13 protein-coding genes are annotated in these 14941 nt (G+C 53.6%); 3 read left to right on the plus strand and 10 right to left on the minus strand.

All coding sequences use genetic code 11. The annotated features are described in order from the left end of the window. Positions 1–31: 31 nt before the first annotated feature. From PV433_RS04640 to PV433_RS04655, 4 genes are all read right to left on the minus strand, one after another. Positions 32–1249, minus strand: coding sequence for an acetate/propionate family kinase (locus PV433_RS04640; protein ID WP_332071027.1), 1218 nt, complete (start codon positions 1247–1249; stop codon positions 32–34). Next, a complete protein-coding gene (locus PV433_RS04645) occupies positions 1246–2118 on the minus strand; it encodes a 3-hydroxyacyl-CoA dehydrogenase family protein (protein WP_332071028.1) in 873 nt (290 codons plus the stop codon). The genes PV433_RS04640 and PV433_RS04645 overlap by 4 nt, the downstream gene beginning before the upstream one ends. A gap of 316 nt (positions 2119–2434) precedes the next feature. Further along, positions 2435–3796 (minus strand): AAA family ATPase, encoded by a 1362-nt coding sequence (locus PV433_RS04650; RefSeq protein WP_442951480.1) that lies wholly within the window; start codon positions 3794–3796, stop codon positions 2435–2437. A 139-nt stretch (positions 3797–3935) separates the two neighbouring features. Then, positions 3936–4469 carry a hypothetical protein gene (locus tag PV433_RS04655; RefSeq protein ID WP_332071030.1) on the minus strand — a complete coding sequence of 178 codons (534 nt, stop codon included), beginning with the start codon at positions 4467–4469 and terminating at the stop codon, positions 3936–3938. 186 nt (positions 4470–4655) lie between these two features. Between PV433_RS04655 and PV433_RS04660 the strand changes: the two genes are divergently transcribed. Continuing rightward, positions 4656–5030, plus strand: a complete 375-nt coding sequence (locus PV433_RS04660) for a cytochrome-c oxidase (RefSeq protein ID WP_332071031.1) — start codon at positions 4656–4658, stop codon at positions 5028–5030. A 60-nt stretch (positions 5031–5090) separates the two neighbouring features. Here PV433_RS04660 and PV433_RS04665 read toward each other — a convergent pair whose 3' ends face one another. After that, on the minus strand, positions 5091–5576 hold the full coding sequence (locus tag PV433_RS04665) for a cell wall elongation regulator TseB-like domain-containing protein (protein ID WP_332071032.1): 486 nt from the start codon (positions 5574–5576) through the stop codon (positions 5091–5093). A gap of 39 nt (positions 5577–5615) precedes the next feature. Then, positions 5616–6914, minus strand: coding sequence for an amidohydrolase (locus tag PV433_RS04670; RefSeq protein WP_442951481.1), 1299 nt, complete (start codon positions 6912–6914; stop codon positions 5616–5618). A gap of 242 nt (positions 6915–7156) precedes the next feature. On the opposite strand from PV433_RS04670, the gene PV433_RS04675 reads away from it, so the two are divergent. Further along, positions 7157–7777, plus strand: coding sequence for a DUF47 domain-containing protein (locus PV433_RS04675; RefSeq protein WP_190925082.1), 621 nt, complete (start codon positions 7157–7159; stop codon positions 7775–7777). Positions 7778–7798: 21 nt separating this feature from the next. Continuing rightward, positions 7799–8797, plus strand: coding sequence for an inorganic phosphate transporter (locus PV433_RS04680; protein ID WP_332071034.1), 999 nt, complete (start codon positions 7799–7801; stop codon positions 8795–8797). A 247-nt stretch (positions 8798–9044) separates the two neighbouring features. Here PV433_RS04680 and PV433_RS04685 read toward each other — a convergent pair whose 3' ends face one another. The 4 genes from PV433_RS04685 to dinG all read right to left on the minus strand — a co-directional run bounded on the left by PV433_RS04685 (position 9045) and on the right by dinG (position 14863). Next, on the minus strand, positions 9045–10331 hold the full coding sequence (locus PV433_RS04685; protein ID WP_332071035.1) for an FtsW/RodA/SpoVE family cell cycle protein: 1287 nt from the start codon (positions 10329–10331) through the stop codon (positions 9045–9047). A 1-nt stretch (position 10332) separates the two neighbouring features. Continuing rightward, on the minus strand, positions 10333–10623 hold the full coding sequence (locus PV433_RS04690) for a PadR family transcriptional regulator (protein ID WP_332071190.1): 291 nt from the start codon (positions 10621–10623) through the stop codon (positions 10333–10335). A 764-nt stretch (positions 10624–11387) separates the two neighbouring features. Then, positions 11388–12008, minus strand: coding sequence for a redox-sensing transcriptional repressor Rex (locus PV433_RS04695; RefSeq protein WP_332071036.1), 621 nt, complete (start codon positions 12006–12008; stop codon positions 11388–11390). Further along, positions 12005–14863, minus strand: coding sequence for an ATP-dependent DNA helicase DinG (gene dinG / locus PV433_RS04700; RefSeq protein ID WP_332071037.1), 2859 nt, complete (start codon positions 14861–14863; stop codon positions 12005–12007). The genes PV433_RS04695 and dinG overlap by 4 nt, the downstream gene beginning before the upstream one ends. Positions 14864–14941: the final 78 nt, after the last annotated feature.

Genomic DNA, 14941 nt, shown 5'->3' on the forward strand with positions numbered 1-14941 from the left:
TCACTCCTCCAACAAATATGAGATTTGAGATTTACGCTTGCGGGGTCAGCGCCTTGGAAGCTTCGCGGAACGTGTCTCTTGCGATCATCAGCTCTTCGTTCGTCGGAATCACCCATACTTCAACTCTCGAATCGGGGGACGATATGCGACGGTCGTCGCGGCTGCGCGCTTCATTGGCGTTGTCATCCAGCTGGATTCCGAGGAACGTCAGCTTGTCGCACACCGCTTTGCGAAGGTAAGCGCTGTTCTCGCCCACTCCGGCCGTGAATACGAGCGTGTCGATTCCGTTCATCGCCGCCGCATAAGAGCCGATATATTTTCTCAGCCGGTACTCGTACATGTCGAACGCCAGCTTCGCGTTGCGGTCTCCCTCTCCGGCCGCCTCGATAATTTCCCTCATGTCTCCCATCCCGCCGGAGACGGCGAACAAGCCGCTATGCTTGTTCAGCATCGAATTGACTTCGTTCAGCGACAGGTCTTCCTTATCCATGGCAAAAGGAACGATGGCCGGGTCGATGTCGCCGCTGCGGGTTCCCATCATCAGTCCTTCGAGCGGGGTCATGCCCATGCTCGTATCGAACGATTTGCCGTCCAGGATCGCGGTTACGCTGCCTCCGTTCCCGATATGACAAGTAATCATCTTCATCTGTTCGAGCGGCTTCCCGATCAGGTCCGCCGCCCGGTCGCTGACGTATTGATGGGACGTGCCGTGAAAACCGTATCTGCGAACGCCGTGCTTGCGGTAAAACACGTTGGGGATCGGATAGCGGAACGCAACCGGCGGCATCGTCTGGTGAAAGGCCGTATCGAAAACGACGACCTGCGGAATGTCCGGCAAGTTCGCTTCCACCGCCAAAATCCCCGTTAATGCGCCCGGATTATGGAGCGGGGCGAGGTCAAACAGACGTTTGATCTCCTCCTTCACCTTATCGTCGACCTTCACCGAGCCCGAGAACGCCTCCCCGCCGTGAACGACGCGGTGGCCGGCGGCATGTACTTCCTCGATCGAACGCAAAACCCCTTCCTTCGGATCGATCAGGATTCGCAGCACCCGGCGGATTGCCGACGTATGATCGAGAATCTCGCTTACCTCGCGCAGCTCCGGTCGGCCTGTAGGTTCGTGGGTGAGCATCGCCGTCTCCATGCCGATCCGTTCGACCTTGCCTCTGGCAAGCACCGATTCGTTCGTCATATCGAACACCTGGTACTTCAGCGAGGAACTTCCGGCGTTAATCACGAGTATGTTCATATCCGGTCACCATCCTTATCATAGCGGAAAAACCCTTCTCCCGTCTTGACGCCCAGATGGCCCGCACGAACCATCTGTTTCAGGATAAACGACGGACGGTATTTCAAATCGCCGTATTCGCGGAACATCCGTTCCATCGCCGCGAGAATCGCGTCGAGACCGAACCGGTCGGCCATCTCCAGCGGTCCGAAACGGAAATCGTAGCCGATCCGCATCGCCGAGTCGATATCTTCCGCGGAAGCGACCCCTTCGGACAGCGTATGCATCGCTTCGTTGATCAGCGTACAGATCAGCCGGGTCGTGACGAAACCGGGGGATTCGTATACCATGATCCCCTTTTTCTGAATCGTTAACTCCACGAAGCGGCGTACCGTCTCATACGTTTCTGTAGACGTTTTCAAACCGCGGACAATTTCAACCAGATGTATTTTATGAACCGGATACAAGAAATGAAGTCCGATAACGCGCTCCGGCCGTCTCGTTTCTCCGGCCAATTCGGTTAAGCTCAGCGTGGACGTGTTGCTGGCGAAAACCGTTTCTTCGCTGCATACCGCATCCAGCTTGCGGAATACGTCCTTTTTCGTCTCCAGATCCTCGGATACCGTCTCGATGACCATCTCGCAGCCGGTCAGCTGTTCTACCGCGTGGGCTTTATGTATTCTGCCCAATGCCGACTTTTTCTCGGCTTCCGTAATCGCCCATTTTTCCAGCCGTTTCTCGAGACTAAGCTCGATCATCTCCCACGCATGCTCCAACTGATCGGGCGTCTTCTCCAGCAGATAAACGTCGATCCCCTTCGTTGCAAGCATTTCCGCTATGCCCTGCCCCATCGTTCCGGCTCCGACTACGCCGATTTTTGTGAGTTGCATATCTATGCTCCTTCCAGGTCTAAACGATGATGTCTGTTCGCTCATTCATAACGATTTTACAACGAATAAGCTTTTTTTTCATCACCCGACACAATATAGTAGGTTTTATCCTGCCAAATCTAACGGATTTGTTAAAGTAAGCCCTTTCTGCCGGGGAAAACGAACATGCAAAAGAAAGCCTCCCTTAGAGGCTACCACATTTGTCACAGCGATTGAATCGGAACCTGTCTCCTGGCAATCTCCGCCGTTCAGCTTTCAGCAGAAGGCGCCCTAGCCGTCTTGCAGCTAAAGCGCCCGCCATCGTAAATGTTAAAGATCAAGCCGGTGTTTGTCCGACAGACGAGGGTACCCCGAGCAGATCACGGAATTGGTCGCCGGTCAGCACTTCCTCGCGAATGAGAATATCCAGCGACTGTTCGAAGACATTCCGGTAACGCTCCAGCATCTCTCTTGTACCGCGATGGAGCTCGTCGAGAATGACCGCATTTTCCTTCATCAGCTCTTCCTTCGTCACCATATCCCGGTCGATGATGCCGAGGCCGGTCAGACCCGAGTCCATCATCGTGCGGACGAGCCGGAGCGCCTGTTCAAAATCGTTGCGCGAACCGGTGCTTCGTCCGCCGTAAAACATCTCCTCCGCCACCGCTCCGCCGAGCGCAATCATGATTTGCTGCTCCAGCTCGGTCCGCGTATACAGGTACTGATCCTGCTGCGGGTTGTGACGCACGTATCCTAGCGCCTGACCGCGCGGACTGAGCGATACCATCGATACGGAGCCCGGCTTCACCTGCTCCGCCGTAATCGCGTGTCCGAGCTCATGCAGCGCGACGCGCTTGCGCTCTTCCATCGTCGCCTCGCGGTCGGTTTTCTCGCCCATCATCACCTTGTCGATCGCCCGGGAGAAGTGGTGCTGCTCGATGACAGGCAGATCGTCACGCATCGCATAGATAGCCGCTTCGTTCATTACGCTCTCCAGCTGGGCGCCCGAGAATCCGAACGTCTCGCCCGCTACGCGCTCCATGCTCGCCCCATCGGCGATCGGTTTGTTTTTGGAATGAATGTTCAGGATATGCATCCGGCCCTTCTTGTCCGGAAGATCGACCTGAATGTGACGGTCGAACCGGCCCGGCCGCAACAGCGCGCTGTCGAGCATTTCTTTGCGATTCGTTGCCGCAATCATCAAAATGCGGGGCGTCTCGTTCGAATGCAGCCCGTCCATCTCGGTCAGCAATTGGTTCAGCGTCTGATCGTATTCCCGGTGCTGCCCGCCGTCCCGCTTGCCGCCGATTACATCGATTTCGTCGATGAAAATAATCGCACTTTCTTTATTTTCCTTGGCCGCACGGGTTTTCGCTTCTTTGAACAAATCGCGCACCCGGCTGGCCCCGACTCCCACGTACATTTCCACAAACTCACTGCCCGAAGCGGATACGAAAACGGAGTTCGTATAGTGGGCAGCCGCCTTGGCCATCAGCGTTTTCCCGGTTCCCGGAGGTCCGGTAAGCAGGATGCCTTTCAGCGGCCGAATGCCGAATTTACGGATTTCTTCGTGACGGATCAGGAAATCGAGCGCTTCTTTCAGCTCGTTTTTGGCCCGGTCCTGTCCCCCGATATCGTCAAACGTCAAGTAGGACGGCGTACGGCTTTTGCCTTTGCGCTCGGACGAAGCCGAACCCATTCTATCCCTCATCCGGGTTACATAAAATAAAGAGAACAAAATAACGCCCGCAAGCACGATCGGAATGACATTAATACCCATATAGATTAAAAAAACGAGCAATACCGGCACGAAGCCGATCAGCATTTCTTTACCAAGCTTACTCATTCGGCCACACCCCTACCTTCTGCGGCTTGCGGGGAAGCAGCATATATTTATAATGCGTCCCGTCCGTCATGCGGACATACACATAACGGTCGTCCATCTCGGTAGTTACTACAAGTCCGGGAAGCGCACCTTTCTTCGCTTCCAACGCGGCCGGAATCGCCGCATACCGCTTGCTCTCCATCGCTTCCGCAACGTCGAACAAAGCGCCCGACCACCAGCTGTCCAGCTCCGGCGTAGTCGTATCCTTCACGATCAGCTCGACCGTTCGGTCGCCTAGGATCGATCGGCCCTGCTCCGTAATCGACTTGTATATTTCACGTAGATTCGCTTCCGGCTTTGGCGTAATCTCAATCGTCACCGTGTTATTTCCCACGCTTACTTTCGATTGCTCCAGTCCGGGCTGCTCTTGTACGATCCGGGTTAACGGATTTTCCATAGCCAGACTGTCATATAGAAACCATCCTCCGAACAATACGGCCGAAGAGAGGACAACGCTCGTTAATACAGGCCATAGACGCAACTTCACACAACGTCCCCCTTTCTATGCAGACGATGAATTTGATAGATCGATTGATATATCCATAGTATATCACATGATATACACCCATTTCGATGCAAATGTTTGGAATGAAATCGGATCGGCGCCGAAAGATTTTATACATAGTGCTAGAAATAGTTATAGAAATGAAAACATTTCAAGGAGGAAGGAAAGATGGGAGCACGTTTTATTCAAGTCGCGGTCGTTTATTTATTGATCGGCGTATTACTCGGAATGGGGATGGGAATGGCGGAGAAGTTCATTTATACCTCTGCGCATGCCCATATCAATCTGCTCGGCTGGGCGACGCTGGGGCTGATCGGAGTGGTGTATACCGTATACCCGGAGGCGGGGAGCACCAAGCTGGCCAGCGTCCAGTTTTGGCTGCACAACATCGGCTTGCCGCTGCTCGTGATCAGCATGTTCCTGTTCGCTCACGGCAACACGGGCCTCGGTATCCCTTTTTCCGCTGTCGGGGGGCTGCTGGTCATCGTATCGGTTCTCTTGCTTGTCGTTAACGTCTTCCGCCACGTCAAGCCCAGACGGTAATCCGGAGACGAATAAGGACCGTGCCCGGAGCTTGGGATCAGCTCAGGTACGGTCCTCGTATCAGTGTCGGCTCATTCGCCACGTATCGATTTCCTCGCCGTTGTCGAAGCGGTAATAGCTGTAATAATACCGGCTGCCCTCTTCGTCCTTGCGTTTGTAGAACACTTCCCACAAATACGTTTCATTCAAAACGCCAGGCAACACGCGAAGCACTTCATTATCCGGGTTGCTCTCTTCGACTTTGCGCCGGGCTTCTTCGGCTGTGATGCCGGTGCTCGCGTATCTCATCTTCGCCTTGCCGTCGTTCACCCAGGCGATCGCTTCTCGGCCTTCCTCGTCCTGTCCAAATACGACCATGTACGGCTTCTCGCCGACGAACCTTTCGACCCGGTCCACCGTGCGCATGTAGGTGCTGGCAATAACGGTCGATTTGGCCTCGAGCCGCTCCGCCCATTCTTCCTCATGAATCGACCTGTAGAAGAAGACGAGAACAATCGTCACGACGGCTAGCACAGCGGCACTCCACAGCGCTATTTTCCTCGCCATTCCCGTTCCCCCTCCTTCTTATAATAGGTCCGCCAACCTTTATCCGTTCGTCAACAGCTCGAAACGGCGCTGCGCTTCGAACTTGATTTTTTCCTCGTCGATCGTCAGGCACTCGCCTCCGCGGACAAGCTGTTTGCCGTCAACGTACACATCGGTTACATCTTTTGCGGACGCCGAGTACACAATATGAGAGACGTAATCCGATTTCGGCAAAAAGTGCGCCTGATCGGTATCAAGGGCGATAAAGTCCGCTTTGCTGCCGACGGACAACGTGCCGACGTTATCGAGCCAGATCGACTTCGCGCCGTTAACCGTTCCGAGCTTCAGCGCTTCCTTGGCCGGCACCGCTACCGGATCGCCGGATACGCCCTTATGGATCAGAGCGGCCAGACGCATCTCTTCGAACATGTCGAGATTGTTGTTGCTCGCCGAACTGTCCGTCCCGAGCGATACGAGAATGCCCGCCTTGAGCATGTCCGGCACGCGCGCGACTCCGCTCGCCAGCTTCAGGTTGCTACCCGGGTTATGGGAGACGTGGACGTTGTGCTCTTTCAGCGTAGCGATCTCCGCATCCGTCAGATGCACGGCATGCGCGACGATCGAAGGGCGCGAGAACAAGCCGAGCTTGGCCAGATGATCGACCGGACGCAGCCCGTACTGCTTCTCGTTCTCCAGCACTTCGTACAGCGTCTCGGACATATGCGTATGCATCGGCAAGTTCAGATCGTGAGCCGCTTCCACGAATTTGACGATAAACTCCGGCGGGCACGTGTAAGGCGCGTGAGGCGACATCATGGTCGTAATCCGGCCGCCAGCCTTTCCGTGCCAGTCTTTGGCGAATTGGACGGCTTCCCGGCGCTTGTGCTCCTGTACGTCCGGCGGACAATGTCCGATCGCGCCGCGCGTCAGGCAGCCTCGCATTCCGGATTCTTCAACGGCTTTGGCCACTTCGTCCATATGATCGTACATATCGACGAAACTGGTCGTCCCGCCTTTGATCATCTCGAGGATCGATAGCAGCGTACCCCACCGGACGTCTTCACCGGTAAATTTGGCTTCGTTCGGCCACATTTTCTGCTCCAGCCATACTTGGAGCGCCAGATCGTCCCCGTACCCGCGCAGCAGCGACATCGCGGCATGGCAGTGGGTATTGACGAGTCCGGGCATGTACAATTTGCGGCTTCCGTCCACAATTTCGTCGAATTGCTCCGCCGGGTCGCGCTCCTGCTCGCCCAAATATACGATTTTGTCGTCCTCTATAATCATGCAGCCGCGGACAATCGGTGCTTCTTCGGTTACGGTGACGAACGTGCCGTTCCGGATCAACGTTTTTGCCATCATCAATCAGCCTTTCGGTTCGGATTAGAATTTCCATTAAGAGTTCGTGGTCACGAATAACATACCGTTACAAATGTACCTCTTCGGACAGTCAAAATCAAGCAACCCGGCTCTGTTTTGAAAGTCCTGTGCAATTAGTTCGTTCAATCGATTGCAATTGACCGTCCGGATATGATAATTTTAATTTTGTGTTAAGGAACGACAACTTTTTTCAACATCCGACATTGGGGGTCATAAGCTTGATGATTTTCAATAAAAAGGGCGAGATCGATTTTCTGAATCTGCTCATTCAAAGCGCGGAAAATACGCTGAATGGCGCACACATGTTCCGCAGCGCCATGATGGGGAATCAGCCGCCAGCCACATACTTCGGTAAACTGAAAGAGATCGAAGAGAAGGGCGATTCGTTTACGCATGAGATTTTCAAAGGCTTGAACAAAGTATTTATCACGCCGCTTGACAGGGAAGACATTATGGAGCTTGCGGTTCGGCTGGACGATGTGATGGACGGGATCGAAGCCTCGATGGCGAGATTCGATTATCTGAACATTACGTTCACGAATCAATATATGAAGGATTTCTCGGAAGTCCTCGTCTCCTCGTGCGAGCATCTGCTCGAAGCGTTCAAGCTGTTGTCCAAGAAGAAGTACATGCAGATCCAGGAGCATACGGTACATATCAACAGCCTGGAAAATGAAGGCGACCGGCTGATGCGCGAAGGGATTCGCGAGATTTTCACCAGCCCGACCGATCCTTACCACGACTTTAAGCTCAAGGAGCTGTACGAACGGCTCGAACAAACGACGGACGCTTGCGAGGACGTTGCGGATATATTGGGAAGTGTCGTACTGCGCTACGCTTAATCCACCTGTTAGGAGAAAATCATGCTGACCCTGATTATCTTTATTGTCCTGTTGGCGCTCATATTCGATTTCATCAACGGCTTTCACGACACGGCCAACGCGATCGCCACTTCGATCTCGACACGGGCGATGTCACCACGGTTTGCGGTGCTGTACGCAGCCTTTCTTAACTTTGTGGGCGCCATGCTGTCATCGGAAGTAGCCAAAACAGTCGGCGGGAGCATCGCCAATCCGGCGGAAATCGAAAATGGCGTCCAGGTCGTCATAGCGGCCCTTATAGCGGCTATCTTCTGGAACCTGCTCACCTGGTATTACGGCATTCCTTCGTCGTCCTCCCATACTTTGATCGGCGCGCTCGCAGGAGCGGTTATCGCCGGAGCCGGATTCAAATCCCTTCATATGGAAGGTTTCCTGAAAATTGTTTATATATTGATTTTGTCGCCTATCATCGCTTTTGCCGTAGGTTTCATCATCATGTTTCTGCTTAAATACATCATCCTTTTCAGCGGCAACAAATCGCGGTCCAAACTGAACCGGGTGTTCCGCTCGTTCCAGGTCGTATCGGCCGGACTGCTGTCGTTCAGCCACGGGGGCAACGACGCCCAGAAAGCGATGGGGATTATCGTCTTCGGTCTCGTCGCCGGCGGCTTCCAGACGACGCTGGATGTCCCAATCTGGGTCAAAATATCCGCCGCGGCGGCAATGGGTCTCGGAACTTCCATCGGCGGCTGGCGGATTATCAAAACGGTCAGTAAAAAAATTATGAAGATCGAGCCGGTTAACGGCTTCGCTGCGGATCTGAGCTCCTCGATTATTATCCAGACGTCGACCTTTATCGGACAACCTTTGTCGACGACACACGTCATTACGTCGTCCATCATCGGTACGGGCAGCGTCATCCGGTTTAAGGACGTCAAGTGGGGCACGGTCGGACGGATGATCATGACATGGGTCATCACGATCCCGATCAGTATGGTACTTGCTTTTCTGGTGTACAAGGTGTTGTTTTCGTTGTTTTAGAGTTCGTATGCTGGCTGTTCCCTTTCCTGGGAGCAGCCTTCTTTTGTTAGTTATTGCTGATCTGCCTCTCAAAACTAGCAAAAAGACTCCTCCGCTTGCTTAAAGCGGTTGGAGTCTTAGAACCGTAACGTGATAGAAAGATCGGCATCCCTGCCGTCTGAATAAACTCTACTGTTGGTTTGGCTGGAGCTGACGGCTCTGCACGTTTGCTAATATTTCGTATATGGGCAAAATCACACTTCTATGTTCACATGGCCAGCGTCAGATGCCTTCTTCGATAGATCGCCAGCGAAATTCCTAAAACGGCGAATTCAGCAACCGTATGCGTAAACCCGTTACTCACGATCGGGAAAGGAACGCCGATCAAAGGGACAATTCCTAACGACATCAGAACGTTGTAGCCCAGTTGAAAACCGAGAATTGTAGAAATACCGGCAAGCAGCGTCCTGCCGAACGGATCGGATACGCTACGGGTCGAACGGATCAGTACTCCTATAAATCCGGCACACCCCAAAGTGAGGATAATTCCCGCAAGCCAGCCGAATTTATGGACCAGGAATACGTAAACGATATCGTTATGAGCTTCCGGCAATCGCAAAGTCATGGCTCCTTCTTTTCCGAACCAGCCTGCCGACTGAAGAGCCCTTTGAATCTGAACATTCATATATCCGGCGCCAAGCGGGTCCCGGTTCGGATCGACATACATGCTCCATTTGTCTGCCAGGTACGGCCTGGTTTGCAGCGCGTAAACAAGCAAAGCGCCGAGCGGCAGCAGCGTTTGTGCGATCGCCCGTTTCCATTTTCCCGTAATCGAGCCGGCCATGACCAGCAGAGCGGTTAAGTACAGAACAAGGCCCGGAATTCTTCCCAGGTTTCCGTAGAGCAGTAACGGCACCAACACCAGCACCGCAGTAGTAATCGGCCAAAAAAACGGCTTTTTTGCTCGATCGATCAATATCCCTGGCGCTGCTACGATCAATAAATAGGTGCTCACCCAGACCCAATCGAGGTTAAGCCAGCCTAGGCTAATATAAGACGGGGAACCGTTTACGGTCGCCCCTAACCAATGGTTTCCGACCATTCCGCCCACGGCTGCCGCATAAATAGCCCAGCTGTATGTTTGAATCGCACGCGGATGAATGAAGTACAGGAGGCCCATAATCAATAATCCGAAAGCGACGGAAACCAGCTTTTTTTCTCCTAAAGGAAACCGGACGGTCATACTGTTATCAATAAGATACATCGCAAAAACACCTAATAAAGCAAATAACAGTCCCCCAATCATGAGCGGCCAATTCATTCTAGGTTTATGTACCGCATGCAGATCTTTGCCGACCTTTACCGGGTCTCCCATCCGCTCGATTGCATAACGTACCGCTTCCTCCCGGTTATCGCCCGCTTCCTCCCGTTCCATCACCAGCTCCTCCAGGTGGCTTTCGAGTTCCTTGCGAATATGCGGGTGAACCTCCCTCGCTTTAATTTGTCCGCATACGGAGCGGAGGTAGCTCCGGATTAACTCGTGATCCCGAATCATATTAGGCTCTCCCCTCCTTCAACACGAGATCGACGGCGCTGCGGAAAACGCTCCATTCCGACTTTTTATGCTCCAGCTGCTTCTTGCCCGGCGGTGTAATCCGGTAATACTTCCGCTTGCGGCCATTCACTTCGTTCCAGTAGGCATCCACCCAGCCTTCCGCTTCCATCGCGTGTAGAATCGGATACAACGTGCCTTCCTTCAATGCAAATACGCCCTCCGACCTGCGTTCCAGCTCCTTCAACAGCTCGTAGCCGTACAAATCGTTACGATTCAGCAGAGCCAGTATCATAGTGCCTGTGCTGCCCTTGAGCAATTCTTTGTTCAATCGGCTGCCTCCTCTTCACATTGATTTTATACATAGGAATGCTATGCATATGTTTACTAGGTATGAGTATACAATAAGTTTGTCCATTTGTCCAATAGCGGGCCGGAAGTCTTTCACAATCCCCCGTCACTCCGGGCTTGAAACGTACGATAACCTATTGCATTACTGTCCCATTCCCGATACAATTAGCAGCAACGAGACGAAGAACGTCCCGGACCCTTTCTTATAAGGGTCCGGGGCGTTTTTTATTTGCTATACAGGGAGGTAGTAAGAGTGTAGGAGCGTGAGAGTGTGGGGGCGTGAGAGTATGAAAGTGGAGGGTGTGAGGAATCAGGCACGGTCGAAAGAAGATCTTACCGAAAAGATGCGCAAATGCAGGCTTTTTCCTCAGAGCTTCTGATTTTGGGCAGCATTCCTGCGTAGGCGCATGAATCTATAAGAAAATGTCTTATTTTTGTTCTACATGACCAAAATTCCGGCTGTTATGCAGGAATCATGTTTCATTCTATCCTTTGGGCTGAGAATTCATGCGTTTTCGCTGGAATATGACCGCCCCGCAGTCCCTATCCATGGAGCCGAACGGCTGCTGTGACAAGAAAAGACGCTTCAATATTCACCCCTACATAAGTGGTGACAGAAGCGTCTTTTCAGCTTGTAGATCCCGGTCGCAAATCCGCCTAGACGCGCACTCCGCACTTCGCGCTATAAGCAGCTGCCCTCCTCTTGCCTCAATCCAAATAATAAGCCAAGCTCTGCAGCTCGGTCGTAAAATCCGCATGATGAACGCGAATTTCGTTCGGCACCTTAATAATGACCGGCGCGAAGTTAAGAATCGCTTCCACTCCGGCATTGACGAACTGGTTGGCGACCAGCTGCGCTTCGAACGCCGGGACGGTAATGATGCCGATCCGCACCTTGTGCTCCCGGACCGTCTCGTGCAGCACCGTCATGGGCTGGACGGTCAAATTGTTAATATGCTCGCCGAGCTTGTCCGGAGAGCTGTCGAAGACGGCTACGATCTTCATATTGTCTTTCAGGTAGGCGTTGTAATTGCACAAAGCCCGGCCCAGGTTTCCGGCTCCGACCAGAATGACCGGAATAATCTGGTCCAGCTTTAAAATTTGGCGGATTTTCTCGATCAAATAGGCGACGTCGTAGCCGATCCCTTTTTTGCCGAATTCCCCGAAGTAAGCCAAATCTTTGCGGATCTGCGCCGGGTTCAGATCGAGCTTTTGGCCCAAATCCTGCGATGAGACCATCTGCACGTTGCGCCGGCTAAGCTCATTCAAAAAACGAAGATAAACCGGGAGACGGCGGACGACCGCCTCCGAAATTTTCGGTGTCTTCATCCGTTTTCCTCCCCCATCCAATCTGATATTCGCGGTACCAACTGCTGTGTGCTCAAATGTTCGATTTTCGGACCGGGCAGCGAATACAAAAAGTTGCGGCCATAGGAGGTTTCCAGTACGCGCGTATCGTAAATCACGACGACACCGCGGTCTTTAGCCGTCCGAACGAGACGTCCGAAGCCTTGCTTGAAGCGGATGACCGCCTGCGGCACCGACAGCGCCGTAAACGGGTTCAGGTTGTTCTTTTTCAGCTGCTCGCTTTTGGCTTCGACCAGCGGGTGATTCGGAGGCTGGAACGGAAGTCTGACAATCGCCAGACACGTCAGCGCCTCCCCCGGAATGTCGACGCCTTCCCAGAAGCTGCTCGTGCCCAGCAGAACGCTGGACGACTGCGAGCGGAACATCCGGATCAGCTTGCTGCGGTTGCCGCTGTCGACGCCTTGGCCGAGAACCTGAATGCCGCTTGGCTTCAGCCGCTCCTTCAGCTCCGGATGAATTTGCTTCAGCATCCGGTGCGAAGTGAACAGGACGAGCATCCGGCCCTTCGTCTCCTTCGCCACATCGGCCAAAGACCCGACAAGCGCCCCGAGGAACACTTCGTCCGCCGTCGCCCCTTTGACGCTTGGGAAATCCCGCGGAATCAGCACAAGCGCTTGCTTGCGGTACTGGAACGGCGAAGCAAGCTGCACCGTCTTCACCTTCTCGGTATCCGACAACGGCTGCAAGCCCAGCTGCGAGGCGCTGTATTGAAACGTTTTGTTAACCGTTAATGTCGCCGACGTTAATACGACACTGTCCTTCGCCTCGAAGAAATGCTGCTTGAGCAGATGGCTGACATCAAGCGGCACGGCGAATACTTGGAGCGACTTGCTTTTGAAGTAAGGAGCGGCTTCCAGCCAGTACACATAATGCGGATCGGGCATCTGCATAAAGAACCGGAGCACGTCCCGGTGCCGCAGCAACGCTTTCACCGACCCCGACAAGTCTGTCAGCACGCTGCTCGTCGCAAACTCGTCGGTTTCCTCCTTCAGTTCGGTCACAAGCCGTTCCAGCTTTTTGCCGATCTCGGTCGCTTCGAGGTAAATGTTCTCTTCGATCACAAGCAGCGAGCTCCACGCCTTCGGCAGCGCTTCCGGCTTGAGACGGAGCACGAGTTGTCCGCTCTCGGTCCCTCCGCCGTCGTTGCGCTCGGAGACGAACATATACAGCAGCTCGGTCAGCTTGTCCCACTCTTCCTTAATGCGCACCATGCGCGGATAAACCGACTCGATCGTCTGGTTCCAGTCAGCGGCCTTTTGCTCCGAGCCGCGCTGCAGCCTGAACTGAAGCGAGGGCAGCTGGCCGTTCTTCGCATCCTTATACAGCCACAGCAGCGTATTTACCAGGGAGGCATAATGCAGATCCATCCCCAGATGTTTGCTCGCCACTTCCTCGAAATGATGCGCTTCATCAATGACGAGCTGCTTGTAGGCCGGCAGAAGCCGGTTTTCCGCCTGAATATCGGTAAACAGCAGCGAATGATTGGTAATGACCACGTCCGCAATGTTCGCTTCGTTACGCGCGCGGTGGTAAAAACATTTTTTGAACCAAGGGCACATCCGGTTCAGACACGAATCAGTGTCGCTGCCGACCGTCTGCCAAAATTCGGCCCCGCGCCCGGCAAAATACAGCTCCTCGTCGTCGCCGTGGTTCGTCTCCGAAAGCCATACGACCATCTGGGCTGCGGTGATCCGGTCTTCCTTCTCGCTGGCAAAGTCACGGTTGTACAGCTTCTGCTCGAATTTGCGCAGGCATAAATAATGGCTCCGCCCCTTAAGCACGGCCGCCCGGAACGGGACTGGAAATATATCCTGAAGCAGCGGGATGTCCCGCTGACGGAGCTGCTCCTGCAAGTTGATCGTGTGGGTGCTGATGATCACTTTCTTGTCTTCCTTGATGCCGTGGTACAGGGAAGGAATCAAGTAGCCGAGCGATTTCCCCGTGCCCGTGCCTGCTTCCACCATCAGATGGCGGTCGGACGAAAACGAGCTCTCTACTTCGCGGATCATATGCTCCTGCGCTTCGCGTTCCTCGTAGTGCTCGAACTTGCTGCGCAAATTCGTCTTGATTTTATCGTAAAACTCGTCGAACGACTCATTTTTGCCGATTTGAGGTGAACCTTCTTCCTCACGCGCCGGCTTCTCCTCATCCCAGTCCCCGACATTCAGCACGTATTGACGAAAATACCGGTTCGTCTCGGGGTCGATACTGACTGCCGATTCTTTGCGCACCCGCATCTCCTGCATAAACCAGCCCATATCCGAAGGATCGGACTCGAACAGCTGGGCCAGCTTCTGAACGGTCAGCAGCGGCAGCGTATCGAACCGCTCCAAACATTTGAGCCAGATAAGCGCTGTCACTTCAGCGTCGCTGTCCGCCTGGTGCGGACGATCGTGACCAAGCCCGAAAGCGGCGCTCACCATCGATAGTTGTAGGCTCGTCAGCGAAGGGAACAGGATGCGCAGGAACGGAATCGTATCGATAACCCGCCCGTCAAAAGGAAGATATCCGCTTCGTTCGCAAGCATATCGCAAAAACATATGGTCAAAACCCGCATTGTGGGCCACAAGCGCGCTGTCGGCAAGCAAAGGAAGCATGTCGGACAACACGTCTTCGAGAACCGGAGCGTCCGCCACCATCTCATCGGTGATGCCTGTCAGCTGTACGATAAATTCAGGTATGGATTTATTAGGCCGGACAAAGGATGAATACCGCCGGCTGATGACACCATCTTCTATAACAACAAGACCAACCTGTATGATATCATCCGAAGGTTGGTCTCCCGTTGTTTCAAAATCGATTACCGCATATCTCATCCGGTACTCTTCAATCCCTTCTTCGCGATTCCCTTCTTAGCATACCAAATTATTGCGTAGCCGAAAAGGGAAGCCGAA

The sequence above is a fragment of the Paenibacillus sp. GYB004 genome, assembly GCF_036577605.1.
GTDB classification, from domain to species: domain Bacteria; phylum Bacillota; class Bacilli; order Paenibacillales; family NBRC-103111; genus Paenibacillus_AB; species Paenibacillus_AB oceani.